Source organism: Pseudomonas sp. HLS-6 TE3448 (genome assembly GCF_053629555.1).
In genome coordinates this window covers 478,452-502,695 of record NZ_JBRJIO010000001.1, presented here as the reverse complement: position 1 = coordinate 502,695, position 24,244 = coordinate 478,452, and the positions used below count along the sequence as shown (strand labels likewise).

Genomic DNA, 24,244 nt, shown 5'->3' with positions numbered 1-24,244 from the left:
GCTGGCCTATCTGTTCTTTCTCGATATTCATTTATGGGCCAAGGGGCGACCTGAAAGGGCCGCCCGTTGCAAGCAGTTGGAGGAGAGCATCTTTAATGCTGATGCGACGCTCAGGACACTTTCGCTGCTTGACGATAGCGGGCAGGCCATTCCACTTTCGCAGGCCTTCGTATCAGGTGATTTTGCCGAGCATCCCGCCGACACGGTGGTGTGTTTGTACAGCACCTGGGATGGCCTGGGGCTGTATGGTGATCTTCAGTCGCTGCTGGGTGACGTGACGTGGCGCCTGCAAAAAACTGAAACGCGTCAACCACTGTTACAGCACTTGGCGCCTTCGCAACAGGCCCTGCTTCAGGGGCAGACGCTCACGGTTATCGAGCAGCCTTTTGCTGAAGACGTGTTCAAACAACACGTTGCTGATCTGCAGCGTACTCAGCGACAGTGGTTTCTCGACATCCTGCAGAATGCACGTGCTCACTCGCAGCCTGCACCTCAGGTGTGGGAAGCACTGGCTGCGATGGAGCAGCAGTCCGGACTGGTTTCAACGCTTCAGGCGCGTCATGCCGATCGCCTCAGGCAGTACCGTGTTTCCCGTCAACCAGACTGGTTGCGGTTTCTGGTCGGTGACGAAAAAGTCGCTTATGAGCAGCGTGAAAAAACGCTCGAAGATGCCCAACTGCGTGTAGATACGCTGCTTGAGGGGCATGCCAGCCATGAGGATTATGCCCGCCTGCAAATCCAGGCATATGTGCAAAAGCATCTGGGGCTGACCATCGACGCTGAGCAGGTTGTGCTCAATGTCGCGTACTCAATAGACCTCGATGGCCATGTACAAACCGGCAGCCGGCAATTGAGCCTTGGCCAATGGGTGCTCTCGGGAGGCTATCAAGGGCAAGAGGCTCAGGTCGTTGTGCAGGTTGTCCAAGGGCCAGACCTTTCGGCGCAGTTCATTGCTGCGATGATTGCCGAGCTGAATCTGCGCATGGGTTACATCGATGCCGTGCGAGCCCTTTACCTGACAGAGGAGGGAACAGCGGCGATGGCCGACGCCCTGCAGGCGCGCTTGTCGTTGTCGTTTCTGAGTGCGGGTTATCAGGGCATGGACCCAACGGCATTTGAGGTGTTTGAACGCCTTGCTCAGCACAACGGCTCGTTGGCGTCGCTGGGTGTCGAGGTGGGATGTGTGTTGCTCAATGAGCAAGGGGTGGTACTGAAGGATCTGTTCTATGTGCGTTATCCCCAGGGTGATGACTGGCGCTATATCGTTTACGCGCCGGGTGCGCCAGGTGGGGATGTCAGGGTGTTTGACGCTGTGCATCATCTGAGCGACGCCATGGCTGGTTGGTCAGCTACAGCGCCAGGCTGTGATTATCTGGTCGGCCAGGTTGCCTTTGCAGAGCGGTCCGGCTTCAGGCGCCATCTTGAGCAACAGCATCGCTCCACCACGCATTGGATACGTAACAGCATGGTGCTGAAGCCTTGGGAGGCAAGCACATGGAGCGACGCGTTGTCCAAGATTGCCTCAATGAAAGTGGAGGGTCTGCTGGATGAGCTGCAGGCCGTCACGCCGCAATGGTACCGCGATGCTACCCCCAACGACCGTCAGGCACTGAGCAACCTGGACTTCATGTTGCAGGCACTTGGCCAGGAATATGAAAAACACTACAGCCTTCCCCATTTCCGAAGCTTTGCCCACCATGAGGTCGGGCAATGGCTCAACACGTTGCTCGGTTCGAATTCAACGGGTGGCTGGGTAGACCCTGACACGGTGTTGGTAACACTTGAGGCGGGCGCCGAGATGACGTTGACTCAAGTGGTGATAAGCGGATACGGCAGCAGTTTCAATTTCGAGGAGTTCGCCAGGTTCGCCTCAACCCGCGGGCAGGATCTGTCGAGGCTTGATCGTCGACGTGTGGCGAGCTACATACGTTCGGTAAAGTTGGGGGAGCGCTATATCGCGCAGGCCAAGCAGACACTGGTGAAGACCGATGCGAAATACGGCCTGTATCGCGCATTGCATGGCCACTTGCTGCGCCTGCAGATCACGCGGACCGCGCTCTGCGAAGTGTTGCAGGGGAACCTTTCGTCAGCGCAGCGCCGCTGGATGAAGGCGACGGTCGAATCGCTGCTGGAACTCGAACCGCCCGTGGTGGGTGGCGACAGAACCTACCAAAAGGACGGTGTGTACCAGCTTGCCTTGCGCGGCCAGCGTATCGAAGGTGTCTATATTCTCCGGCACATGCAGGGCAATGCCGCGGACGACCTGCTGTACACCCCGGATGCCCCTGATGGCCGCTGGTTGCGCAGTCGGGAAGACCTGATCAGTCAATGGAAGGCGTATGGCCTCGGTGATTACTTCTATCGCCGAGTGGCGATCAAGGATCAGCGGATCATCGGTACCTTGATTAACGATATCGCGCGCGCGGGTGACCCCACCGATCTGATCGTCAGTGCCTACGGTGAGTACACCCGGATCAGTGATCTTGGTGATGAGTTCGATGCCATGACGCTGCGCATCATCGACGATGTCGATCATGACACGACCAGCGTTGCCGAGCGGATATCGCGGTTGTTGTTTGAGGTGGTGCTCAGTACCGCGTCCATTCTTTCGATGCCGTTTCCACCGGCGTCAATGGCGATATCGGCCTTTACTACGTTGCGAGCATTCACGAAGGGGGCGCTGGCCTACCGTGATGGTGACCGGGCTTCAGCGCTGGTTTCCTTTGCGTTGTCAGGGTTGGGGGTGTTCTCGATGGTAGGGGGATGGGGGCGCTTGCTTGCTGCCCTTTCCAAGTTGTCGAGTGGGCCGAGCTCTGCCCAGGTGGAGTTGCTCAAAAACTTGTGCAAGGAGCTCGTAGCACCCGTCGCCCCCAAGGCCGCGACCCCGACCTACAAGGTGTTCAAGGAAGAGCTGACGCTGTTCCTTGGTGACCTGGAAGCCAGCGCGCAGGCGCTCCCTAAAGGTCATGCCCCATTCGCCAGCTAATGGTTTTTGCAGTGGCCAGCAGCCGTTGAGCGGCTGGCCCCTGTTCATCGGCATGAAAGATCGAGGTCGGGCCGACCACGGTGATAACCGCCGCGATCTTGCCGACCGCATTGAACACGGGGGCTGACAGCGCATCGACGCCCGGCATCAGCAGGCCGTGGATATGGTGCAGGCCACGTTCACGGATTTGTGCAAACAAGGCGTCGTACTCACTGGCGGTCTGCTTCAGGGCCGCCAGTTCCTGATCACGTAGCTCGAGGGTTTCGCGCTCCGGCAGGTAGGCCCCGAACACCAGCCCGGTGGATGAGCTGAGCAGCGGCAGTACCGAGCCGATCTGCGTGACCACGGTTACAGCACGCACGGCCGGCTCAATGCTGACCACGGTTGGGCCCTTATTGCCCCATACGGCCAAAAAGCAGCTTTCATTAAGCTCATCACGTAATTGCGACAGCGGCATTGCGCCGACCTTCAATACATCGATGCCACCCAGTGCGGCCAGGCCGATGCGCAGCGCTTCACGGCCCAGCCCGTAGTGGTTGGTCGCCGGGTTCTGTTCGGCAAAACCGCTGGCGATCAACGCCTGCAGGTAGCGGTGAACCTTGCTTGCGGGCATTTGAACGTGTTCGGCCAGGCGTGACAGTGACGTGGCGGGCGACAGTTCAGCCAGGGCCTTGAGGATGTCGGTGCCGACCTCTGCCGAGCGAACCTTCTGTTTGCCGGTGCTATCGGCGGTGGAGCTGGCTTTGGCCATGGGGCATTCGATCCGGGAGAGACAGGAGGGCGTCTTTATAGCTTGACGGACTTTGGCAATCAAATTACGTTATGCGTAATGTGATTACGATAAAAATAATGCAGACGTGCTGTCACCGCCTGGTCGGTTCGCAGCCAACTGCCCGTAACCGGCCTCATGGCCAGGAGTCTCGATGAACCTCGATTCCACGTCCTCACTCAGCTACCAGAGCGGTTTCGGTAACGAATTCGCCAGCGAAGCATTGCCGGGCGCCCTGCCTGTCGGGCAAAACTCTCCGCAAAAGGCCCCGTACGGTCTGTACGCCGAACTGTTCTCCGGCACCGCGTTCACCATGACCCGCAGTGAACTGCGCCGCACCTGGATGTACCGTATCCGGCCGTCGGCCCTGCATCCGGCGTTCGAGCGCCTGGAGCGTCAGCTGGCCGGTGGCCCATTGGGCGCGGTGACGCCAAACCGGCTGCGCTGGAACCCGCTGGATATCCCCGCCGAGCCGACCGATTTCATCGACGGCTGGGTCGCCATGGCGGCCAACTCGGCTGCTGACAAGCCAGCGGGTGTGAGCGTCTACAGCTATTGCGCCAACCGCTCGATGGAGCGCGTGTTCTTCAACGCCGACGGCGAACTGTTGCTGGTGCCGGAGCAGGGCCGCCTGCGTATCGCCACCGAGCTGGGTGTGCTGGAGGTCGAACCACTGGAAATCGCCGTGCTGCCGCGTGGCTTGAAGTTCCGTGTCGAACTGCTTGACGGTACCGCGCGCGGCTACATCGCCGAGAACCACGGTGCGCCGCTGCGTATCCCGGACCTTGGCCCGATTGGCAGTAACGGCCTGGCCAACCCGCGTGATTTCCTGGCGCCGGTGGCCCATTACGAAGAGCACCAGGGCCCTGTGCCGTTGGTGCAGAAGTTCCTGGGTGAGCTGTGGGGCTGTGTGTTGCAGCATTCGCCGCTGGATGTGGTGGCGTGGCATGGCAACAACGTGCCGTACAAGTACGACCTGCGCCGTTTCAACACCATTGGCACCGTCAGCTTCGACCACCCGGACCCATCGATTTTCACCGTACTGACCTCGCCGACCAGCGTGCCGGGCATGGCCAACATCGATTTCGTGATTTTCCCGCCACGCTGGATGGTGGCCGAGAACACCTTCCGTCCACCATGGTTCCACCGCAACCTGATGAACGAGTTCATGGGCCTGATCCAGGGGGCTTATGACGCCAAGGCCGAAGGTTTTCTGCCTGGCGGTGCGTCGCTGCACAGCTGCATGAGCGCCCATGGCCCGGATGCTGAAACCTGTGCCAAGGCGATTGCCGCTGACCTGGCACCGAACAAGATCGATAACACCATGGCCTTCATGTTCGAGACCAGCCAGATGCTGAGACCGACGCGCCATGCACTGGAATGCCCGCAATTGCAGGCCGACTACGATAGTTGCTGGGCATCGTTGCCGAGCACCTTCACCCCGAATCGGAGATAACCCATGAATCAGTCCGCCATTGCCCGTAGTTGGGTCGATCACGCCAACGGGCATAGCGATTTCCCGCTGCAGAACCTGCCCCTGGGTATCTTCAGCCGTAACGACCAGGCGCCACGCTGTGGTGTTGCCATTGGCGATGCCATCCTCGACCTGGAAGGCGCTTTGGCCGCGGGCCTGTTCGAGGGCCAAGCCCGTGCCGCTGTCGAGGCTACCCGTGGCGGTGCGCTGAATGCGTTCTTCGCATTGGGCCGTGGTGCCCGGGTTGCCCTGCGCGAGCGCCTGCTGGCGCTGTTGGGTGAACACAGCGAGCACCAGGCCGCACTGCGCCCCCTGCTGTATCCGGCTGCTGAGTGCCAGTTGCACCTGCCTGCCCGGATTGGCGATTACACCGACTTCTACGTAGGCATCGAACACGCCAAGAACGTTGGCAAACTGTTCCGTCCAGACAACCCTTTGCTGCCGAACTACAAGTATGTGCCGATTGGTTATCACGGCCGTGCTTCGACCATTCGTCCGTCGGGTACGGATGTCCGTCGGCCGAAGGGCCAAACCCTGCCTGCCGGGCAGAGCGAGCCGACCTTCGGCCCTTGCGCACGGCTTGATTACGAGCTGGAGCTGGGCATCTGGATCGGCCAGGGCAACGCGTTGGGCGAGGCCATTCCGGTGGCCGAAGCGGCTGAGCATATCGCCGGCTTCTGCCTGCTCAACGACTGGTCGGCGCGTGACATCCAGGCGTGGGAATACCAGCCACTGGGCCCGTTCCTGTCCAAGAGCTTCATCTCTACGGTTTCGCCGTGGGTGGTGACGGCCGAAGCGCTGGAGCCGTTCCGTTGCGCCCAACCGGCACGTCCGGAAGGCGACCCACAGCCACTGCCTTACCTGCTCGACAAGCGCGATCAGGCGCTGGGCGCCTTCGACATCGAGCTGGAAGTGCTGCTGGTGACCGAGCGCATGCGTGAGCAGAACCTGCCGGCCCATCGCCTGACCCTGAGCAATACCTTGAGCATGTACTGGACCGTGGCGCAGATGGTCGCGCACCACAGTGTCAATGGTTGCCAGCTGCAATCGGGCGACCTGTTCGGTTCTGGCACCCTGTCGGGCGCTAAACCCGGTCAGTTCGGCAGCCTGCTGGAGATCACTCAGGGCGGCAAGGAGCCGATCGAGCTGGCATCCGGCGAAGTGCGCCGCTTCCTTGAAGACGGTGACGAGATCATCCTGCGCGCCCGTTGCATCCGCGACGGTGTTGCCAGCATCGGTTTTGGTGAGTGCCGCGGCAAGATCCTGCCAGCACACTAAAAAAGAGGGCAGGGCATGGAACTCTATACCTACTTTCGTTCGACGTCGTCGTACCGGGTACGGATTGCCCTGGCGCTCAAGGGGCTGGATTTCCAGTCCCTGCCGGTCAACCTGCTCAAAGGCGAGCAGCGTGAGCCTGCGTTTTTGGCGCTCAATCCTCAGGGCCGTGTACCGGCCCTGAGGGTCGACTCGGGGGCCTTGTTGTTACAGTCGCCGGCGATCATCGAGTATCTGGAAGAACGTTATCCACAGCCGGCACTGCTGCCTGCTGCACTTGAGCAACGCGCTCAAGTGCGTGGGGTGGCGGCGCTGATTGGTTGTGACATCCACCCGTTGCACAATGTCAGTGTGCTCAACCAACTGCGTCAGCTAGGGCATGACGAAACGCAGGTCAACCAGTGGATCGCCCACTGGATCAGCCAAGGGCTGGCGGCGGTTGAGCAGTTGATCGGTGACAGTGGCTACTGCTTCGGCGCACAACCGGGCTTGGCGGATGTCTACTTGATTCCCCAGTTGTATGCCGCGCAGCGGTTCAGCATCGATCTCGGCGCTTATCCTCGCATCAATCGGGTAGCGGCGCTGGCCGCGCAACACCCGGCGTTCATTCAGGCACACCCGTCTAACCAACCGGATACCCCATGACGCGGCAGGTGATTAGGTTCAATGAATCGATGTCGCTTTGGGGGGCAGGTGGCTCAGGCGCTCGGTCAGGCGTAAACGCTGGATCGGGTCTTCGCTGAGCAACAAGGCATGCTCCAGGTCGAAACGTTCGGCCTGTGGGCAATCCAGTCGCTGGTAGAGCGTGGCTCTGGCCAGGTAGTCACTGGCATTGGCTGCCCCTAGTTCGACGACCCGTTCAGCATCTTTCAGTGCTGCCAGGTCGTCGTCATGGGTGGTGTGCAATTGCCGCAGGTTGCGTGAAAGGCGTTGCAGCATCTGGCGTGGGCTGGCTGTCAGCAGGTGTTCTGCGCTCAAGGTCATTTGCGGGCCGAACTGCCGGCCGAGCAGTTCGCGACAGTCGGCAGGGTACAGGCGACGTCCACCACACGGGTCGAGCAGGTGGTCGGCGCCCGGTACTCGCAGCAGGAAGTATCCCGGAAAGTTCACCCCCTCCAGTGGAATGGACAAGCTGCGGGCCAGTTCGAGGCTCAACAGTGCCAAGGCCAGCGGCTGGCCGCGACGGCGCAGCAGCACCTTGTCCAGCAAGGCTGCCTGAGGGCGCAAGGGGTAATACTCATCCTGCTGAAACCCCAACGTGCAGAGCTGCCGCAGCAGAGGCTGGGCCAGTTCGTTCACAGACAACATGGGCAGGCCAACACTGACCTCGCGTTGCAGCGTTTGCACCTGCGCCAGGCAGTCGGCAGGTTGCACGCCGGGGTCATGCTCGGCGGCGATCCACAACCCCGCTTCAAACAGCGCGACAGGGTCACGTTCGAGGCAGGCCAGACAGGCTTTGCGTGGGTTCATGAAAGTCTCCGCTTACGCTTATTTTTTAGCCCCCTGCGTGGCTTTCGTCCAGTAGCGCTATCAGTTGCCCGGAGCGTGCCTATACTTGCATCAGCACCCAGCAATTCGGGAGCTTGTCGATGTTTTCGCTGATGCAAAGCACGCGCACCCACTCGCTGCACCTGTGTATCGATCCTCCGACCGGGCTCAAGGCCGTGATTGCTATCCACAGTGAGCAGCGTGGCCCCGCCATGGGCGGGTGTCGCTACCTGGCCTACCCCGACGATGACAGTGCGATGATCGACGCCATTCGTCTGGCTCAGGGCATGAGTTACAAGGCTGCATTGGCCGGCTTGCCGCTGGGTGGGGGCAAAGCGGTGATCATTCGAAACCCGCATGTAGAAAACCGAGCCGCGCTGTTTGAGGCTTTCGGGCGTTTTGTCGATTCTCTCGAGGGGCGGTACATCACGGCTATCGACAGCGGTACGTCGACGCTGGACATGGACTGCATTGCGCAAACAACACAGCATGTCACGAGCACCACGGCGTCAGGTGATCCCTCGCCGTATTCGGCCATGGGCGTGTTTGCCGGTATCCGTGCGACTTCAATGGCGCGCTTGGGCAGCGACAACCTGGAAGGCTTGCGCGTGGCGGTGCAAGGGTTGGGTAATGTGGGCTTCGCCTTGGCGGAGCAGTTGCATGCGGCGGGCGCAGAACTGCTGGTCAGCGATCATGATCCTGGGCGGGTGCAATTGGCGATGGAGCAGTTCAATGCCCATCCGATTGCGTCTGAGGCGCTGATCAGTACCCCATGCGATATCTTTGCGCCCTGCGGTTTGGGTTCGATTCTTACAGGGCAGAGTGTAATGCAGCTTCGTTGTGCTGCCGTTGCAGGGTCGGCGAACAACCAACTGACCACCCTGCAGGTGGCCGATCAGCTGGAAAACCGCGGCATCCTGTACGCACCGGATTACATCATCAACTCAGGCGGCCTGATTTATGTGGCGCTCAAGCACCAAGGTGAAGAGCTGCCGACCATTACCGAGCACCTGGCGCGCATTCCGTCGCGGCTGACAGAGGTCTTTGCCCATGCCCAGGCAGAGAAGCGCTCGCCAGCGCGCGTTGCGCAAACCCTGGCCGAGCGGCTGCTATACCCTTGAGTGGGTTACTCGGCAGGGCTTTCGTCACCCAGCAGTTCGCTGAGTGCGTCGGGCTGGCTCTTGAAGGCCTTGGCGAAGACATCGCGGTTTTTCGCCATGTAGATACCGGCGTCCTCAACCTGCTGTTCACTCAGTGATGGCACGGCTTTTTTCAGCACTTCGGCCAGCAGTTCAGCCAGCTCGAGCATCTTGTCGTGACGGTCTGCTTCGGCTTTATCCATGAACAAGCGCTCCAGGTCTCGGCTGCTGCGGTACACCACTTCGACGGCCATTCATCACCTCACATGCCTTTCGATAATTGAACAATACGAATACTGTATTTTTGTACAGTAGAGAGGATAAGGCAATCCCTCGGCTTTGAATAGTGGCATTTTTGCAGCCCCTGCCTCGGTCTTTAGCCCCCGGTCGCATTGAACGGGTGCACGCGCACGTGCCTTGCGGCAATCTGCCGCCTTCTCAAACCCAGTGCCTGGCCTTTTTACTGCATGCAGATAAAGCGTCATGTACTTGCCGCATTCTCCTTCAAGCCGTATCAAGGAATCTGTACCGTGAATAACAATTGGGCTGACAAACTGCGAAAAAGCCTGCATGGCTCTGCCGACTCACTGGGTAACTTGTGCGTTGAGGCCTTCCATTACCTGGCGTTGTTCGGTATCGGTGCGATCACGGCTTACGCCGCTGTAGTGACCTTCCTGGAGATGCTGGGCAAGGGCGGTGTCAGTGTCGATGACATCCTACTGTTGTTCATCTACCTGGAATTGGGGGCGATGGTCGGTATCTATTTCAAGACCAACCACATGCCAATCCGCTTCCTGTTGTATGTGGCGATCACCGCCTTGACCCGTCTGCTGATCGGCGATGTATCACACCACAAGGCCCCCGACGTAGGCCTGTTGTATGTGTGCGGCGGTATCCTGCTGCTGTCGTTCTCGATCCTGGTGGTGCGCTTCGCCTCGTCCCGCTACCCCTCGAGCAGGGCAATTAACGCCAGCGGTAAGGACATCGAAGAGGCCAAATAGGGCTGCTCGGTTTATGTTGGAGCAGGCTGCCTGCGGTGGCGTCGGCGGGGTGTCCGTGAGTGCGCGGCGTTTGTATCGCGGGCAAGACCCGCTCCCACAGGGATCAGCGCCAGAATTTCGTTGGCTAAAAAAAGAACCCCCGCTAAAGAGCGGGGGTTCGTCAGCAACCTGGGGTTAGCCGTCTTCAGCTATTGAGGGCTTGCTGATTTTCCTCGAAGTCTTCCTGTAGCAACTGATCGGTGTGTTCGCTTTCAGCGCTTTGCTGAGACACTGCACGTTTACTGCGCAGTTTGCCGTAGAAGTGTTCCAGCGCGTGGTTGAGCTTCTCGGCTGCACCGTCCACCGCCTGCTCAAGCGAAGCGGCCTTGTGGGTTACGGAGATCGGTTGGTGGCCTTTGGGGCGAGCCTCCATCTGGCAACGTTTGTCGTGTGGGCCGGGCTTGGTACCGTTTTCGTCCCCCAGATGAACTTCGATGCGGGTGAGGTCCTCTTCGAAGCGGTCGAGCTGTTGTTCGACGGTGCTGCGGACCCACTGTTCCAGCCGGATGCTGCTTTGAATATGGTTGTCGCTATTGACATGGACTTGCATAGATCAATCCTTATTCAGCTAGCTCGCAAGAGAATCGATGATGCCGGTATGGACCGTGGCAGTCATCGCCTCTTGACTACAAGGTCAGGCAGTTGGCGAAACAATTCAAGCCCTTTTGAAAGAAAAATATCTTGTCGCAAAAAGCAGCCGTTGGAAGGGCTGCGGGCTTGCTCTGGATCAAGAGGCCTCATCGCTGGCGTGCTGGGTGGATTGTTACTGAAAGTGTAAAAAAGCGTAAAGGCGCTTTACTCGGTGGTGAGAATAAATATCATTCGCCCCCAGTTTCTATTTACGTAGAATTTACATTTCCAGGGAGAGGTTCACCATGTCCCCCAGCTTCACCAAGTCCTGCCTTGCACTCGCCTTGTGTTCGCTTTATACCGCCCAGGCTTCGGCCCAGAGCCAGCCTCTGGAGTTGGACAACATGGTGGTGACCGCCTCCGGTTTTTCCCAGCAGATCAAGGATGCCCCGGCGTCTATTTCGGTCATTTCCCGTGAGCAGATCGAGAACAAGTCCTACCGTGATGTCACCGATGCGCTGCGTGATGTGCCGGGTGTGGTGGTAACCGGTGGAGGCAGCTCCAGTGACATCAGTATTCGTGGCATGGCCTCGAAATACACCTTGATGCTGGTAGATGGCAAACGCCAGGACTCGCGCGCTACGCGTCCCAACAGCGATGGTGCCGGGATCGAGCAGGGCTGGATGCCACCGCTGGAAGCTATCGAGCGAATCGAGGTGGTGCGTGGGCCAATGTCGTCGCTGTACGGTTCCGACGCCATGGGCGGTGTGATCAACATCATCACGCGCAAGGTCACGCCACAGTGGTATGGCGGCGTTCGCACCGAGACGACGTTCCAGGACCGCTCCGATTCCGGGGACTACTCCAGCACCAGCGCGTTCATTTCCGGGCCTTTGGTGGAGAACCTGGTGGGCCTGCAGTTGTATGGGCAGCGCTCTCGCCGTGACGAGGACCACATCGTCAACGGCTTCAATGAGCAGAGTACCGACAGTGCCACGGCCAAACTGTCGTTCACCCCGGACACGAACAACGACATCACCGTTGAAGCCGGAAAATCCGAACAGGAACGCAATGCCACCCTGGGCCGCTCGGCGCGCTCTTCTTCCTCACAGAACGATTACGACCGTACGCATTTCTCTGTGAGCCACTCGGGCCGCTGGGAGAGCGTCACCACCGACAGCTACCTGCAGCGGGAGAAAATCGAGAACCCCGGCCGCAAGATGGAGCTGGAGAACACGGTGCTCAACTCCCAGGCGTCGTTCTACAGTGACTCGCACACCACGACCTTCGGCGGTCAGTACAAGTACGAAGACCTGAGCGATCAAGGCAACCAGCTTGCCTCGGCGGCTACTCTCAACCAGCTTACCCGCTGGTCCTGGGCGTTGTTCGCCGAAGACGAGTGGCGTCTGACCGATCAGTTCGCCCTGACCGGCGGCTTGCGCATGGACCGTGACGAGAACTACGGCACGCATTGGTCGCCACGCCTGTATGGGGTGTATCACCCGACCGAGCAGTGGACGATCAAGGGGGGGGTGTCCACCGGCTACCGTTCGCCGGACATCCGTGCAGCTGTTGACGATTGGGGCCAGATCACCGGCGGTGGTGGCGATCCGGCGATTATCGTCGGCAATTCGGCACTGAAGCCGGAGGAAAGCGTCAGCCAGGAGATCGGTTTCATTTGGGACAACCTGGAGGGCTTCTCGACCGGCCTGACGGTGTTCAACACCGACTTCAAGGACAAGATCACCGAGCAGCGTCGTTGCACCGACAGCACGGGCAATGCGTCTGGGCAGTGCCAGATCGCGGGTACTTCGTACAAGTTCATCAGTGATCGGGTGAACGTCGATGAGGCGCAGATGCGTGGCGTCGAGGCCACCCTGGACTGGGCCATTACCCAGCGCCTGACATTGGCGACCAACTACACCTTCACCGATTCCGAGCAGAAGAGCGGGGCGCTCAAGGGCAAGGCGTTGAACCAGATGCCCCGGCACATGTTCAACGCCACTCTGGACTGGCAGAACACCGATCAGTTGGGCACTTGGACGCGCCTGAACTACCGTGGCAAGACCTCCGACCATCTGGGGCGTACCACGATGTCTGATGGCACGCCGTCCTACACCTTTGTCGATGTTGGCGGCACCTACAAGGTGACCAAGAACCTCAAGCTGCTGGCGGGTGTGTACAACGTTTTCAACAAGGAAGTGGATTACGCCGAGTATCAAACGGTTCTGGACGGGCGTCGCTACACCGTCGGTATGGACCTGTCGTTCTGACCGAAGGGCGACGATACGGGGTTAGCTGCGCAGTGCTTGACGGTACTCGCCCGGTGTTGCGCCGAGGGCCTGACGGAAGCGGTTACTGAAGTGGCTGGCGCTGGCAAAGCCGCAGAGCAGGGCCACCTGGAGCATGGGCAGGTCACTGAAACGTAGCAGTTGGCGTGCCTTGGCCAGGCGCCGGGCCAGCAGGTACTGGTGCGGTGGCAGCCCAAAGCTGGTGCGGAACATGCGTGCGAAATGGTACTCGGACAGGTTGCACAGGGTGGCCAGTTCACCCAGGCTGATCGGCTGGTCGAGGTGCTGCTCGATAAAGTCGGCCAACTGCCGGCGTTGGTGCGGCGCCAGGCCACCTTTGAGCCTTACCCCCTGGCGCAAGCCGACCTGGTTGAGCAGGGCATGGCTGACCAGTTCATGGGCCAGGCTGCTGGTCAGCAGGCGCTCGGCAGGTTCGTCCCAGTCCAGGGCGATCAGTTGGCGAAAGCGTCGGGCCTGCTCGGGATCATCCAGAAAGGTGTTCTCTTGCAGTTGCAGCTCTCGCGGCTCACGGTCCAACAGGCGCACGCACTCCAGGGCGAATTGTTCCTGGGTGATGTACAGGTGTACCAGGCGGATCTTGCCGTTGATCACCCAGTTCGAGTCATGCCCGGCTGGAAGAATGCACAGCTTGTCCGGGCCTCCCTTGGCAGAGGGCCGTTCGCGGCGAAACGTGCCCGTGCCGCCGTCTATGTAGCACGACAGGGTGTGATGGCTGGGCGCCTGATAATCGCGTGCGTCGTCTTGATTGTTCCACAAGGCCGCTACCATGCCGTCACCCAGTTGCGCGCTGTGTTCCAGGCGGGTGTTGGGTGAATCATGCAGGGCGTTGAAGACTTGCAGGGTGTCCAGCGGTGTCATGGTGGTTACCTCTGTGGCCATCCTACCGCTGTCCACCGCAGCACACAGCAGTTGGCGATGGAAAAGCGCAAGTTTGTGCAAGCCCGGCCCAGTGCTCTGGGCAGACACTGCACCTCAGTTCAGAGGAGCTTTGTCATGAACCTGTTCTTGTACCTGTTGACCGTTGTGATCTGGGGCACCACCTGGATTGCCCTGAAACTGCAACTGGGCGTGGTTGCGATCCCGGTATCGATCGTCTACCGCTTTGCCTTGGCCGCCTTGCTGCTGTTCGCCATTCTGCTGCTCAGCCGCCGTTTGCAACCGATGAACCGGCGGGCTCATGGCCTTTGTCTGGCGCAGGGGCTGTGCCTGTTCTGCGTGAACTTCATGTGCTTCCTGACGGCCAGTCAGTGGATTCCCAGCGGCCTGATTGCCGTGGTGTTCTCCACGGCGACCCTGTGGAACGCGCTCAACGCCCGGGTGTTCTTCGGGCAGCGGATCGCGGCCAACGTCATGGGCGGTGGTGCGCTGGGGTTGTTAGGGTTGGCGCTGTTGTTCTGGCCAGAACTGTCGGGGCATGCCGCCAGCCGTGAAACCCTGATCGGCCTGGCGCTCGCCTTGCTCGGCACCTTGTGCTTCTCGGCGGGCAACATGCTCTCCAGCCTGCAGCAGAAAGCCGGCCTGAAACCGATGACCACCAACGCGTGGGGCATGTTCTACGGTGCCACGATGCTGGCAGTGTATTGCCTGATCAGCGGCATTCCCTTCGCGATGGAATGGAACACGCGTTACATCGGCTCGCTGCTGTACCTGGTGATTCCGGGCTCGGTGATTGGCTTTACCGCTTACCTGACCCTGGTCGGGCGCATGGGACCGGAGCGTGCTGCGTACTGCACGGTACTGTTCCCGCTGGTGGCGCTGAACGTTTCGGCGTTCGTCGAAGGCTATCAATGGACGCCGCCGGCGTTGTTCGGCCTGTTGCTGGTGATGCTCGGCAACGTGCTGGTGTTCCGCAAGCCCAAGCCTCGGGTGCCCTTGGGCACCCTGGCTCAGCGCCTGTAGTTGCTTACTTCCAGACCTGCGGATTGACCAGGTCACGTGGGCGTTCGCCGTTCAAGGCGCTGCACAGGTTGTCGATGGCGCGGTTGGCCATGGCTTCGCGGGTTTCGGCAGTAGCCGAGCCGACGTGGGGCAGGGTAACGGCATTCTTGAGTTGGAACAGCGGCGACTCGCTCAGCGGTTCCTTCTCATAAACGTCCAGGCCGGCGCCGCGAATGGTGCCGTTCTGCAGGGCTTGAACCAGTGCCGCTTCGTCTACCACGGGGCCACGGGAGACGTTGATCAGGAAGGCACTGGGCTTCATCAGTTGCAGCTCACGCTGGCCGATCAGGTGCTGTGTCTGGGCTGTGAGCGGTACGACCAGGCAGACGAAGTCGGCTTCGGCCAGCAGGTGTTCCAGGCTGCAGTATTGTGCGCCGAGCTCCTGCTCCAGTGCCGGTTTGCGGCTGTTGCCGCTGTACAGCACAGGCATGTTGAAGCCCAGGCGGCCACGGCGGGCGATGGCGGCACCAATGTTGCCCATGCCGACGATACCGAGGGTTTTACCGAAGACATCGCTGCCAAAGTGCGCCGGGCCCACGGTGGCCTGCCATTGCCCGGCCTTGGTCCAGGCGTCCAGTTCGGCCACCCGGCGGGCAGCCCCCATGATCAGGGCAAAGCCCAGGTCAGCGGTGCTCTCGGTCAGCACATCGGGGGTGTTGGTCAGGGCGATGCCGCGTTGGTTGAAGTAGGCCAGGTCATAGTTGTCATAACCTACCGAAACACTGGAGACCACCTCAAGCTTGGCTGCGGTTGCCAGTTGTGCCTCGCCCAGCTTGCGCCCGGCGCCGATCAGACCGTGGGCCTCGGGCAGTGCTTCGTTGAACTGTGCGCTGATATCGCCGAGCTTGGGGTTCGGCACAATCACGTTGAACGTCTGCTGCAGGCGCTCGACCATCGGCGGGGTGATGCGGCTGAAGGCAAGGACAGTCTTTTTCATCGGTGAAATCTCTGCTGGCGGTCAAGAATGAAGCGGCTATTGGGTAGCACGCTATCATTCTCGACCCCGATCGTGCAGCAGGTTTTACGTCGCGATGCGCAGCTGGTGGGTCTTCAGGTCGGCTTCGTGGGCCGCGAGGATTTCCGGCAGCGAGCTGCGCAGGTACTCGACCCAGGTCTTGATCTTGGCATCCAGGTACTGGCGCGACGGGTAGATCGCGTACAGGTTCAGCTCCTGCAGACGGTAGTCCGGCATCACCCGTACCAGCGAGCCATCACGCAGGCCGTCGATTGCCGAGTAAATCGGCAGCACACCAATGCCCATGCCGCTGCGGATGGCGGTCTTCATGGCGTCGGCCGAGTTTACCTGGAATGGCGCCTGGGTGATGTTGACCACTTCCTGGCCTTCAGGGCCGTCGAACAGCCACTTTTCCAGTGGAATCACCGGGCTGACCATGCGCAGGCAAGAGTGACCGAGCAGGTCGGAGGGCTTTTGTGCGCCACCTTTGCGTTTCACGTAGTCCGGCGAGGCACAGCAAATGCTGTAGGTAATCCCCAGGCGCTGCGAGACAAAGCCTGAGTCCGGCAGCTCGCTGGCCAGTACGATGGACACGTCATAGCCTTCATCCAGCAGGTCCGGCACGCGGTTGGCCATTGTCAGGTCAAAGGTGACGTCCGGGTGGGTCTCGCGGTAGCGGGAGATGGCATCAATGACGAAGTGCTGCCCTACGCCTGTCATCGAGTGCACTTTCAACTGGCCAGCCGGTCGAGAGTGGGCATCGCTGGCCTCGGCTTCGGCTTCCTCGACATAAGTGAGGATCTGCTCGCAGCGCATCAGGTAGCGCTTGCCGGCTTCGGTCAGGGCAATTCGCCGGGTGGTGCGGTTGAGAAGACGTGTTTGCAGGTGCGCTTCTAGGTTGGAAACCGCCCGCGAGACGTTCGCGGTGGTCGTATCCAGTTGAACGGCAGCGGCAGTAAAACTGCCAACCTGGGCCACACAACTGAATGCACGCATATTTTGCAGGGTGTCCATGGGTCGCTCTCAAAGTAGACGACAAATTGTGACACGAAGTTACAGTGTTGGTCTTCAGACTAAAGCCGGATTATCACCGTTTTCGTAACAAAGATTCGCAGTAATACACGCTTATCGCCAGTGCTGTCGCCCCCTAGAATTGCGTTCTCCAAGCGTCATCCACCTTCTATGTCGGGAATTCGCAGCTGTGCCGCGTCGCATCATCAGAGCGTTGAATGCGCTCAGTGTCTGTGCCTTTAGCTTGACCTTGAGCGGCTGTATCGGAACCTGGGGCATTGCCCCGGAAAGCAAGACGCTGCAAGCCAATACCCTGACCACCGACGAGGCGATCCGCGAGGCCGCTCGCGATGCCCATTGGCCCGACCAGCAATGGTGGCATGCCTATGGTGACCCGCAGCTCGACCGCTGGATCGCCCTGGCCGTCAAGGACAGCCCTACCATGGCCATGGCGGCTGCACGTGTCCGTGAAGCCAAGTCCATGGCGGGTATTATCGAGTCGGCCGAGAAACTGCAGGTCAACGGAGTCTCGACGATCAAGCGTCATAACTGGCCGGAAGACCAGTTCTATGGCCCTGGCGCCTTGTCGGGCAGCAACACCTGGGACAACAACGCGGCGTTGGGCTTCAGCTACGCGCTGGACCTCTGGGGCCGCGAGCGCAATGCCAGCGAGCAGGCCGTGGACATGGCCCACATGAGTGCGGCGCAGGCCCGCCAGGCCCAGCTTGAGCTGCAGAACAACATTGTGCGGGTGTACATCCAGTTGTCGCTGTACTTCGCCCAGTACGACATCGTCAAGGCCACCCTGGAACAGCAGGAGCAGATCCTGGCCCTGGCCGAACGACGGTTGGCCGGTGGCATCGGCACTCACTTCGAAGTCAGCCAGGCGCAGACGCCACTGCCGGAAACCCACCGTCAGTTGGACGCGCTGCATGAAGAAATTGCCCTGGCGCGTAACCAGTTGGCCGCGCTGGCAGGCAAAGGGCCGGGCGAGGGCGCACAACTGCAGCGTCCTACCTTGTCGCTCAATGCTGCACTCAAGCTGCCATCGGCCTTGCCGGCGGAGCTGGTTGGTCAGCGTCCGGACGTGGTTGCCAGCCGCTGGCAGGTCGCCGCACAGGCCCGTGGCATTGATGTCGCCCATGCCGGTTTCTTCCCTAACGTCGACCTGGTCGGCAGCCTGGGTTACATGGCTACCGGTGGCGGGGCCATGGAGTTCCTCACCGGGAAGAAATTCAACTACAACATCGGGCCGGCCATCAGCCTGCCGGTGTTTGATGGTGGCCGTCTGCGTTCGCAACTGGGTGTGGCTTCGGCGGGTTACGACATCGCGGTGGCCCGTTACAACCAGACCGTGGTCGAAGCGCTCAAGGGGATCTCTGATCAGTTGATTCGCCGCGAATCGATGAACGAGCAGCAGCATTTTGCCGCAGAGTCGGTGGCCTCGGCGCAGAAGACCTATGACATCGCCATGGTGGCGTTCCAGCGTGGCCTGACCGACTACCTCAATGTGCTGAACGCGCAAACCCTGCTGTTTCGCCAGCAGCAGATCCAGCAGCAGGTCCAGGCGGCGCGCCTGATGGCCCATGCCGAGCTGGTGACGGCACTGGGTGGTGGTCTGGGAGCGGGTAACGACGTACCGGACGAAGACCGCCAGGCCGCACCGAAAACCCCTAAAACCTTGGCGATCTTCGACAAACCGAGCCACGCCGAATGAATGCCGTGACCTTTCCGTTTCGCTGGCTGGCGTCGCTGGAGTGGCGCCGTGGGTTCTTTGAATGGGCGCGTAGCGACGGGGTAACCTGGGTCTACATCTTCAAGGTCCTGTGCGCTGCGTTCCTCACCCTGTGGCTGGCCATGCGCCTGGAGCTGCCGCAGCCGCGTACGGCGATGATCACGGTGTTCATCGTCATGCAGCCGCAGAGCGGCCATGTGTTTGCCAAGAGTTTTTATCGCTTCCTGGGCACGTTGGCCGGATCGTCGATGATGGTGGCGTTGATTGCCATCTTCCCGCAGAACACCGAGCTGTTTCTGCCGAGCCTGGCCGTGTGGGTGGGTATCTGCTCGGCGGGTGCCATGCGTTATCGGACCTTCCGTTCCTATGGCTTTGTGCTGGCCGGTTACACCGCTGCGATGGTTGGTCTGCCGGCACTGGCCAATCCCGACGGCGCTTTCATGGCGGCGGTGTGGCGGGTGCTGGAAATTTCCTTGGGTATTCTGGTGTCGACCCTGGTCAGTGCGGCGATCCTGCCGCAATCGGCCAGTGCCTCGATGCGCAACGCCCTGTACCAGCGTTTTGGGGTGTTTGCCGGGTTCGTTGCCGAAGGTTTGCGTGGCGAAAGCCAGCGCGAGCGTTTCGAGAGCAGCAACGTGCGTTTCATCGCCGAAGCGGTGGGCCTGGAAAGCCTGCGTAGCGTCACCGCCTTTGAAGACCCGCACATGCGCCGGCGCAGTGGTCGCCTGGGCCGCTTGAACAGTGAGTTCATGGCCATCACCACGCGTTTCAACGCCCTGCACCAGTTGCTTGAGCGCTTGCGTCTGCGCGGGCCATTGCAGATCGTCACGGCCATCGAACCCGGCCTGAACGCGCTCGCCGAACTGCTCGACGGTTACGCCGGGCGCGGCCTGACCGACGCCGACGCGGCGCGTCTGGCCCAGCAACTGGCGATCTACAAGGAGGGGTTGCCGGAGCGGGTGCGCAGTTTGCGCGCGGCCTTTGTCGAGAGCTCGCCAAGCGACGCTGACCTGCTCGACTTCCATACCGCCTACGAACTGCTCTACCGTTTCGTCGACGATATGCACAGCTATGCCCTGACCCACGCGTCCTTGGCTGAGCACAGCCATGCACGCGAGCAGTGGGATGAGCCGTATGTGGCCCAGACTAACTGGCTGGTCTCGCTTGCTGCAGGCGTGCGGGCTTCGTTCATCCTGCTGGTACTGGGCAGTTACTGGATCATCACGGCCTGGCCCAGCGGGGCGATGATGACCCTGATCGCGGCGGCTACCGTGGGCCTGTCGGCGGCCACGCCGAACCCCAAGCGGATGTCGTTCCAGATGGCATGCGGCACCTTGCTGGGAGCCTTGATCGGCTTCTTCGAAATGTTCTTCGTGTACCCCTGGATTGATGGTTTCCCGTTGCTCTGCATGGTACTGGCACCGGTGTACATCCTCGGCGCGTTCCTCTCGTCTCGCCCGGCCTATTTCGGGGTCGGGGTGGGCCTGTTGATCTTCTTTTCCACCGGTTCAGTACCGGACAACATGACGGTCTACAACCCCTACAACTTCATCAACGACTACATCGCCATGGTGATCGGCATGTTGGTCTGCGCTGCGGCCGGGGCGATCATCCTGCCGCCGAACAGCCGTTGGTTGTGGAGCCGACTGGAGCAGGACTTGCGTGGCCAGGTGCTGTTTGCGATCACCGGGCGCTTGCGCGGCCTGGGCTCGGCGTTCGAGAGCCGTACCCGTGACCTGCTGCACCAGGCCTACGGTCTGGCGGCCGGCAAGCCACTGGTGCAGAGCTCGCTGCTGCGCTGGATGTTCGTGGTGCTGGAGGTGGGCCATTCGATCATCGAGTTGCGCAAGGAGCAGGCCGTTCTGCCGGTGCATCCGTGTTATGCCGAGTCGCAACCCTGGCGCCAGGCGATCAGGGTGATGGGCCGGGCGCTGGCGCGATTGTTCCTGCAGCCTTCGGCGAGCAACCATGAGCGCGCACTGGTGGCGGTGGACCATGCCATCAGCCGCGTCCAGGCAACCGATGAGCCGTTTGCCCGGCACTTCGACACGTCGGCCTTGCGCCGGGTGCAGAGTTACCTGCATTTCATCCGTACTTCCCTGCTTGACCCGCAATCGCCGCTGGCCGAACTGGCTCCGGTGAAAGGACTGCCCGATGCCCCGTGAAATTGCCTTCCATGGCATTTACATGCCCACCATGACCTTGATGTTCCTGATCGCTGCCCTGCTGGCGTGGGGCCTGGATCGCTTTATCGCCGGCTACGACGGCTACCGCTTTTTCTGGCACCCGGCGTTGCTGCGCTTGTGCCTGTTCATCTGCCTTTTTGGCGCCATGGCGCTGACTGTCTACCGTTGAGACCTTGTTGATGAAAAAGTTTTTCAGCCTGATCGCCACCCTGCTTGTACTGGCCGCCGCCGTGGTGATCGGCCGGCAGCTCTGGGTCCAGTACATGAACACGCCCTGGACCCGCGATGGGCGGGTGCGTGCCGACATCATCAACGTTGCCGCCGACGTCCCCGGTTATGTGGTCGATGTGCCGGTGCGTGACAACCAACTGGTGAAGAAGGGCGATCTGTTGATGCAGATCGACCCTGAGCACTACGAGTTGGCAGTCAAGCAGGCCCAAGCGCTCGTCGCTTCGCGCAAGGCCACCTGGGAGATGCGCAAGGTCAATGCCAGCCGCCGGGCCGACATGGACAACCTGGTGATCTCCAAGGAAAACCGTGACGACGCCAGCAACATCGCCAACTCGGCCATGGCTGATTACCAGCATGCCCAGGCGCAACTGGCGGCTGCCGAGCTGAACCTCAAGCGCACGCGGATCCTGGCCACTGTCGACGGTTACGTCACCAACCTCAACGTTCATCGCGGCGACTATGCGCGTACCGGTGAGGCGAAAATGGCCGTGGTCGACAAGAACTCCTTCTGGGTCTACGGCTTCTTCGAGGAAACCAAGTTGCCGCATGTGCGTGTCGGTGACCAGGCTGACTTGCAGATGATGAGTGGTGAAGTGCTCAAGGGGCATGTGGAGAGTATTTCGCGGGGTATCTACGACCGTGACAACCCGGAAAGCCGCGAGTTGATCGCCGACGTCAACCCGACGTTCAACTGGGTTCGCCTGGCTCAACGGGTACCGGTACGTATCCACATCGACGAAGTACCGGAAGGTTTCCTGCTGGCGGCGGGTACCACCTGCACGGTGGTGGTCAAACAGGGTAAATCCGAGGCGCAATGACCTGCGCTGGCCGCGCGCCGAGCGCCCTGACGGGTTCAGAGGCTGCGGTTGAGACCAAAGCGTTTTTTCAGCACCCACTGCTGCAGCCCATGGGGTAGCAATGCCTGTAGCAGGGGGAGTGCGCGGCTGCCATTGCCCAGGCGCACCAGGGGTGCGGGCTTTGCTTGCTGCACTGCCTTCAGCAGGCCTTGGGCAAACTCACTGGTGGGGGTCGGTTTGTCCTGCGAGGCACGGGCGCGGGCGCGAATGCCTTCGCGCAGCGGCCACCACGGCGATTCTTCGTGCAACAACTGTTCGGCTTCGCGCTCGGCATTGCTGGCAAAGCTGGAAGCAATTGCACCAGGCTGCACTTCCATTACCCGTATACCGAAGGGCGCCAGCTCCAGGCGCAGGGCGTCGCTCAAGGCATGCACGGCCGCTTTGGAGGCGCAGTAGGCGCCGGCGAACGGCGTAACCAGCACACCCGAGACGCTGCCAATGTTTACCACCAGGCCACGTGCTCGTCGCAGTGCCGGAAACAAGGCGCGGGTTACGCCGACCACGGCGAATACGTTGGTTTCAAACTGGCGACGTATCGCCTCGACGCCGCCGTCGAGCAGCGGCCCCATGGCACCGTATCCGGCGTTGTTGATCAACACGTCGAGGCCGTTGCCGCGCTGCTCCAGCTCTGCCGCCAGTGTTGCAAGGCCGGCTTCATCATTGACATCCAGTTGCCGTGCCGTAAGCCCGATGGCCTGCAGGCGGGCGACATCCTCGGGTTTGCGCGCACTGGCCCAGACCTCGAAGCCTGCTGACTGGAACGCTTCGGCCAAGGCGAGACCAATGCCGCTGGAGCATCCGGTGATCAGAACGGTGGGCATAGGACGATCCTTGGCGGTAGATGAGCCTCGGATCATACGTCATCAAGCAGGGGGCAGGCGTACCCCAGGGCTCAATCCGCGAAGCGGCCCTGCAGGTGTTCGGCGCGAAACTCCAGCGTTTGCGGGCGATAGCCAGAGCGCAGCGGCGGTAATGGCAAGCAGGCCTCCCAACTGGCGCCGGCCTGCAGGTCACCCGGGCCGCGATAACGCGGCGCCGAGTAGGTGTTTTCCGCCAGATTGACCTGATCGCCCGGGGCATACGCGGCAATCCGCCAGCGCAGCTCCACCAGGGGTTGCGGGTTGGTGTTGGTCAGTTTGACCTGCAACGGCCGGTCGGCCGGGCAATGCTCGGGCGCGTAGCTCAGGCGCATGTCCAAGTGTGCCAGTTGAGCCGCCTCACGGTTGTCCTGCCAGAGCACCCACAGGCCGACCAGGCCGAGGCCGAACACCGCGGCCATGGAGATGGGCAGGGCCTTGGCTGGGTAGCGTAGCAGCAGGATCAGCCAGGACAGGATCAGGACGACGCCGATAAGCATAGGGGGCTGCCTTGAGTGCGTGATATCACCATCGTAGCGATAAAACGGCACTCGACCAAGCGGCGGGCGGCTTACCGGCGATTGCCTTCAGTCGACCGGATGATCGCGCAGGAACACCAGGTTGTCCGGCTTGGACTGCTCGGCACTGTAGTAGTAGCCCTGCACATCGAACTGCTTCAGCCGGTCAGGATTGTCGATGCGTTCCTGGATGACGAAGCGGCTCATCAGGCCACGGGCTTTCTTGGCATAGAAACTGATGATCTTGTACTGGCCGTTTTTCTGGTCGCGAAATTCGGTGTTGATCACACGGGCATTCAGCGCGCTGCGCTTGACCGCGCTGAAGTACTCGTTGCTGGCCAGGTTGAGCAGCAGGTCATCGCCTTGATCGGCCAGCGCCTGGTTCAGCCATTCGCTGATGCGCGTGCCCCAGAAGGCATACAAGTCCTTGCCGCGGGCGTTGGCCAGCTTGGTGCCCATCTCCAGCCGGTACGGCTGCATGAGGTCGAGCGGGCGCAGCAGGCCATACAGGCCCGAGAGCATGCGCAGGTGGTCCTGGGCGTAGCTGAAGTCGTCTTCACCAAGGCTTTCGGCGTCGAGGCCAGTGTAGACATCGCCCTTGAAGGCCAGCAGTGCCTGCTTGGCATTGGCCGGCGTGAAATCGGGCGTCCAGCTGCCGAAGCGTGCGGCGTTGAGCCCCGCCAGTTTGTCGGACAGGTGCATCAACGCTGCGATCTGAGCCGGGGTGAAGTCCCGCAACTGAGCAATCAGCACCTGTGAGTCGTCCAGGTACTGCGGCAGGGTGAAACGCTGGGTCACCGGCGGGGTTTCGTAGTCGAGGGTCTTGGCGGGGGAAATCACCGTCAGCATGTCATAGGCTCCTTCAATCGTGCTGCGGATTCTACGGGGCAGGGCGGTCGATCT

General features: G+C 60.8%; 22 protein-coding genes. 12 read left to right on the top strand and 10 right to left on the bottom strand.

Going from position 1 to position 24,244, the window contains the following annotated elements:
• Positions 1–214: 214 nt before the first annotated feature.
• Complete coding sequence (locus AB7M23_RS02360) at positions 215–2,986, top strand: hypothetical protein (protein WP_454240142.1); 2,772 nt, start codon at positions 215–217, stop codon at positions 2,984–2,986.
• On the opposite strand, the gene AB7M23_RS02355 is transcribed toward AB7M23_RS02360, so the two are convergent.
• On the bottom strand, positions 2,958–3,737 hold the full coding sequence (locus AB7M23_RS02355; RefSeq protein WP_065758794.1) for an IclR family transcriptional regulator: 780 nt from the start codon (positions 3,735–3,737) through the stop codon (positions 2,958–2,960). The genes AB7M23_RS02360 and AB7M23_RS02355 overlap by 29 nt on opposite strands.
• A 172-nt stretch (positions 3,738–3,909) precedes the next feature.
• Here AB7M23_RS02355 and hmgA point away from each other — a divergent pair, with 172 nt between their 5' ends.
• From hmgA to maiA, 3 genes are read left to right on the top strand one after another with little or no spacing between them, the layout of a single operon-like run.
• Positions 3,910–5,211 (top strand): homogentisate 1,2-dioxygenase, encoded by a 1,302-nt coding sequence (gene hmgA / locus AB7M23_RS02350; RefSeq protein WP_065758793.1) that lies wholly within the window; start codon positions 3,910–3,912, stop codon positions 5,209–5,211.
• Positions 5,212–5,214: 3 nt separating this feature from the next.
• Positions 5,215–6,507, top strand: coding sequence for a fumarylacetoacetase (fahA, locus tag AB7M23_RS02345; RefSeq protein WP_102052776.1), 1,293 nt, complete (start codon positions 5,215–5,217; stop codon positions 6,505–6,507).
• 15 nt (positions 6,508–6,522) lie between these two features.
• Complete coding sequence (gene maiA / locus AB7M23_RS02340) at positions 6,523–7,149, top strand: maleylacetoacetate isomerase (RefSeq protein ID WP_102052777.1); 627 nt, start codon at positions 6,523–6,525, stop codon at positions 7,147–7,149.
• 18 nt (positions 7,150–7,167) lie between these two features.
• On the opposite strand, the gene AB7M23_RS02335 is transcribed toward maiA, so the two are convergent.
• Positions 7,168–7,974 (bottom strand): SirB1 family protein, encoded by an 807-nt coding sequence (locus tag AB7M23_RS02335; RefSeq protein WP_454240141.1) that lies wholly within the window; start codon positions 7,972–7,974, stop codon positions 7,168–7,170.
• 119 nt (positions 7,975–8,093) lie between these two features.
• Between AB7M23_RS02335 and AB7M23_RS02330 the strand changes: the two genes are divergently transcribed.
• On the top strand, positions 8,094–9,113 hold the full coding sequence (locus AB7M23_RS02330) for a Leu/Phe/Val dehydrogenase (protein ID WP_099775754.1): 1,020 nt from the start codon (positions 8,094–8,096) through the stop codon (positions 9,111–9,113).
• A gap of 5 nt (positions 9,114–9,118) precedes the next feature.
• Here AB7M23_RS02330 and AB7M23_RS02325 read toward each other — a convergent pair whose 3' ends face one another.
• A complete protein-coding gene (locus AB7M23_RS02325) occupies positions 9,119–9,385 on the bottom strand; it encodes a YebG family protein (protein ID WP_065758788.1) in 267 nt (88 codons plus the stop codon).
• Between the two features lie 276 nt (positions 9,386–9,661).
• On the opposite strand from AB7M23_RS02325, the gene AB7M23_RS02320 reads away from it, so the two are divergent.
• Positions 9,662–10,132, top strand: coding sequence for a phosphate-starvation-inducible protein PsiE (locus tag AB7M23_RS02320; protein ID WP_330523001.1), 471 nt, complete (start codon positions 9,662–9,664; stop codon positions 10,130–10,132).
• 184 nt (positions 10,133–10,316) lie between these two features.
• On the opposite strand, the gene AB7M23_RS02315 is transcribed toward AB7M23_RS02320, so the two are convergent.
• Positions 10,317–10,721, bottom strand: a complete 405-nt coding sequence (locus AB7M23_RS02315; protein WP_099775753.1) for an HPF/RaiA family ribosome-associated protein — start codon at positions 10,719–10,721, stop codon at positions 10,317–10,319.
• A 325-nt stretch (positions 10,722–11,046) separates the two neighbouring features.
• Between AB7M23_RS02315 and AB7M23_RS02310 the strand changes: the two genes are divergently transcribed.
• Positions 11,047–13,014 carry a ligand-gated channel protein gene (locus AB7M23_RS02310; protein WP_454240140.1) on the top strand — a complete coding sequence of 656 codons (1,968 nt, stop codon included), beginning with the start codon at positions 11,047–11,049 and terminating at the stop codon, positions 13,012–13,014.
• 21 nt (positions 13,015–13,035) lie between these two features.
• On the opposite strand, the gene AB7M23_RS02305 is transcribed toward AB7M23_RS02310, so the two are convergent.
• Positions 13,036–13,911, bottom strand: coding sequence for a helix-turn-helix domain-containing protein (locus tag AB7M23_RS02305; protein ID WP_065758834.1), 876 nt, complete (start codon positions 13,909–13,911; stop codon positions 13,036–13,038).
• Between the two features lie 135 nt (positions 13,912–14,046).
• Between AB7M23_RS02305 and AB7M23_RS02300 the strand changes: the two genes are divergently transcribed.
• Entirely contained in the window at positions 14,047–14,952 is a 906-nt protein-coding gene (locus AB7M23_RS02300) for a DMT family transporter (RefSeq protein ID WP_330523003.1), read from the top strand.
• A gap of 4 nt (positions 14,953–14,956) precedes the next feature.
• On the opposite strand, the gene AB7M23_RS02295 is transcribed toward AB7M23_RS02300, so the two are convergent.
• Both AB7M23_RS02295 and AB7M23_RS02290 read right to left on the bottom strand, forming a co-directional pair.
• Positions 14,957–15,928: a 2-hydroxyacid dehydrogenase gene (locus tag AB7M23_RS02295; protein WP_065758783.1), complete on the bottom strand. Its 972-nt coding sequence runs from the start codon at positions 15,926–15,928 to the stop codon at positions 14,957–14,959.
• A gap of 84 nt (positions 15,929–16,012) precedes the next feature.
• A complete protein-coding gene (locus AB7M23_RS02290) occupies positions 16,013–16,960 on the bottom strand; it encodes a LysR family transcriptional regulator (RefSeq protein ID WP_099775749.1) in 948 nt (315 codons plus the stop codon).
• Positions 16,961–17,147: 187 nt separating this feature from the next.
• Here AB7M23_RS02290 and AB7M23_RS02285 point away from each other — a divergent pair, with 187 nt between their 5' ends.
• Genes AB7M23_RS02285 through AB7M23_RS02270 form a run of 4 tightly spaced genes read left to right on the top strand, consistent with a single transcriptional unit; the run spans position 17,148 to position 21,927 of the window.
• Positions 17,148–18,674, top strand: a complete 1,527-nt coding sequence (locus AB7M23_RS02285) for an efflux transporter outer membrane subunit (protein ID WP_099775748.1) — start codon at positions 17,148–17,150, stop codon at positions 18,672–18,674.
• On the top strand, positions 18,671–20,857 hold the full coding sequence (locus AB7M23_RS02280) for an FUSC family protein (RefSeq protein ID WP_409278705.1): 2,187 nt from the start codon (positions 18,671–18,673) through the stop codon (positions 20,855–20,857). Before AB7M23_RS02285 ends, AB7M23_RS02280 begins: the two co-directional genes overlap by 4 nt.
• Positions 20,847–21,047 (top strand): DUF1656 domain-containing protein, encoded by a 201-nt coding sequence (locus AB7M23_RS02275; RefSeq protein ID WP_065758779.1) that lies wholly within the window; start codon positions 20,847–20,849, stop codon positions 21,045–21,047. Before AB7M23_RS02280 ends, AB7M23_RS02275 begins: the two co-directional genes overlap by 11 nt.
• Positions 21,048–21,057: 10 nt before the next feature.
• The gene (locus AB7M23_RS02270) at positions 21,058–21,927 is read left to right on the top strand and encodes an efflux RND transporter periplasmic adaptor subunit (protein ID WP_102052787.1); all 870 of its coding nucleotides are present in this window, start codon (positions 21,058–21,060) and stop codon (positions 21,925–21,927) included.
• A gap of 35 nt (positions 21,928–21,962) precedes the next feature.
• Here the strand turns inward: AB7M23_RS02270 and AB7M23_RS02265 are convergent, their stop codons facing one another.
• The 3 genes from AB7M23_RS02265 to yaaA form a co-directional block, all read right to left on the bottom strand.
• The gene (locus tag AB7M23_RS02265) at positions 21,963–22,787 is read right to left on the bottom strand and encodes an SDR family oxidoreductase (protein ID WP_454240139.1); all 825 of its coding nucleotides are present in this window, start codon (positions 22,785–22,787) and stop codon (positions 21,963–21,965) included.
• A 71-nt stretch (positions 22,788–22,858) separates the two neighbouring features.
• Positions 22,859–23,323 (bottom strand): multidrug transporter, encoded by a 465-nt coding sequence (locus AB7M23_RS02260; protein ID WP_065758776.1) that lies wholly within the window; start codon positions 23,321–23,323, stop codon positions 22,859–22,861.
• 87 nt (positions 23,324–23,410) lie between these two features.
• Entirely contained in the window at positions 23,411–24,190 is a 780-nt protein-coding gene (yaaA, locus tag AB7M23_RS02255) for a peroxide stress protein YaaA (RefSeq protein WP_065758775.1), read from the bottom strand.
• Between the last annotated feature and the right edge of the window lie 54 nt (positions 24,191–24,244).

Bases quoted from the DNA above. Each gene is read 5' to 3' on its own strand.
- maiA (WP_102052777.1), top strand. From the start codon at position 6,523: ATGGAACTCTATACCTACTTTCGTTCGACGTCGTCGTACCGGGTACGG.
- fahA (WP_102052776.1), top strand. From the start codon at position 5,215: ATGAATCAGTCCGCCATTGCCCGTAGTTGGGTCGATCACGCCAACGGG.
- hmgA (WP_065758793.1), top strand. From the start codon at position 3,910: ATGAACCTCGATTCCACGTCCTCACTCAGCTACCAGAGCGGTTTCGGT.
- AB7M23_RS02280 (WP_409278705.1), top strand. From the start codon at position 18,671: ATGAATGCCGTGACCTTTCCGTTTCGCTGGCTGGCGTCGCTGGAGTGG.
- AB7M23_RS02260 (WP_065758776.1), bottom strand. From the start codon at position 23,323: ATGCTTATCGGCGTCGTCCTGATCCTGTCCTGGCTGATCCTGCTGCTA.
- AB7M23_RS02335 (WP_454240141.1), bottom strand. From the start codon at position 7,974: ATGAACCCACGCAAAGCCTGTCTGGCCTGCCTCGAACGTGACCCTGTC.
- AB7M23_RS02275 (WP_065758779.1), top strand. From the start codon at position 20,847: ATGCCCCGTGAAATTGCCTTCCATGGCATTTACATGCCCACCATGACC.
- AB7M23_RS02355 (WP_065758794.1), bottom strand. From the start codon at position 3,737: ATGGCCAAAGCCAGCTCCACCGCCGATAGCACCGGCAAACAGAAGGTT.
- yaaA (WP_065758775.1), bottom strand. From the start codon at position 24,190: ATGCTGACGGTGATTTCCCCCGCCAAGACCCTCGACTACGAAACCCCG.
- AB7M23_RS02310 (WP_454240140.1), top strand. From the start codon at position 11,047: ATGTCCCCCAGCTTCACCAAGTCCTGCCTTGCACTCGCCTTGTGTTCG.
- AB7M23_RS02325 (WP_065758788.1), bottom strand. From the start codon at position 9,385: ATGGCCGTCGAAGTGGTGTACCGCAGCAGCCGAGACCTGGAGCGCTTG.
- AB7M23_RS02270 (WP_102052787.1), top strand. From the start codon at position 21,058: ATGAAAAAGTTTTTCAGCCTGATCGCCACCCTGCTTGTACTGGCCGCC.
- AB7M23_RS02265 (WP_454240139.1), bottom strand. From the start codon at position 22,787: ATGCCCACCGTTCTGATCACCGGATGCTCCAGCGGCATTGGTCTCGCC.
- AB7M23_RS02315 (WP_099775753.1), bottom strand. From the start codon at position 10,721: ATGCAAGTCCATGTCAATAGCGACAACCATATTCAAAGCAGCATCCGG.
- AB7M23_RS02290 (WP_099775749.1), bottom strand. From the start codon at position 16,960: ATGGACACCCTGCAAAATATGCGTGCATTCAGTTGTGTGGCCCAGGTT.
- AB7M23_RS02300 (WP_330523003.1), top strand. From the start codon at position 14,047: ATGAACCTGTTCTTGTACCTGTTGACCGTTGTGATCTGGGGCACCACC.
- AB7M23_RS02295 (WP_065758783.1), bottom strand. From the start codon at position 15,928: ATGAAAAAGACTGTCCTTGCCTTCAGCCGCATCACCCCGCCGATGGTC.
- AB7M23_RS02330 (WP_099775754.1), top strand. From the start codon at position 8,094: ATGTTTTCGCTGATGCAAAGCACGCGCACCCACTCGCTGCACCTGTGT.
- AB7M23_RS02305 (WP_065758834.1), bottom strand. From the start codon at position 13,911: ATGACACCGCTGGACACCCTGCAAGTCTTCAACGCCCTGCATGATTCA.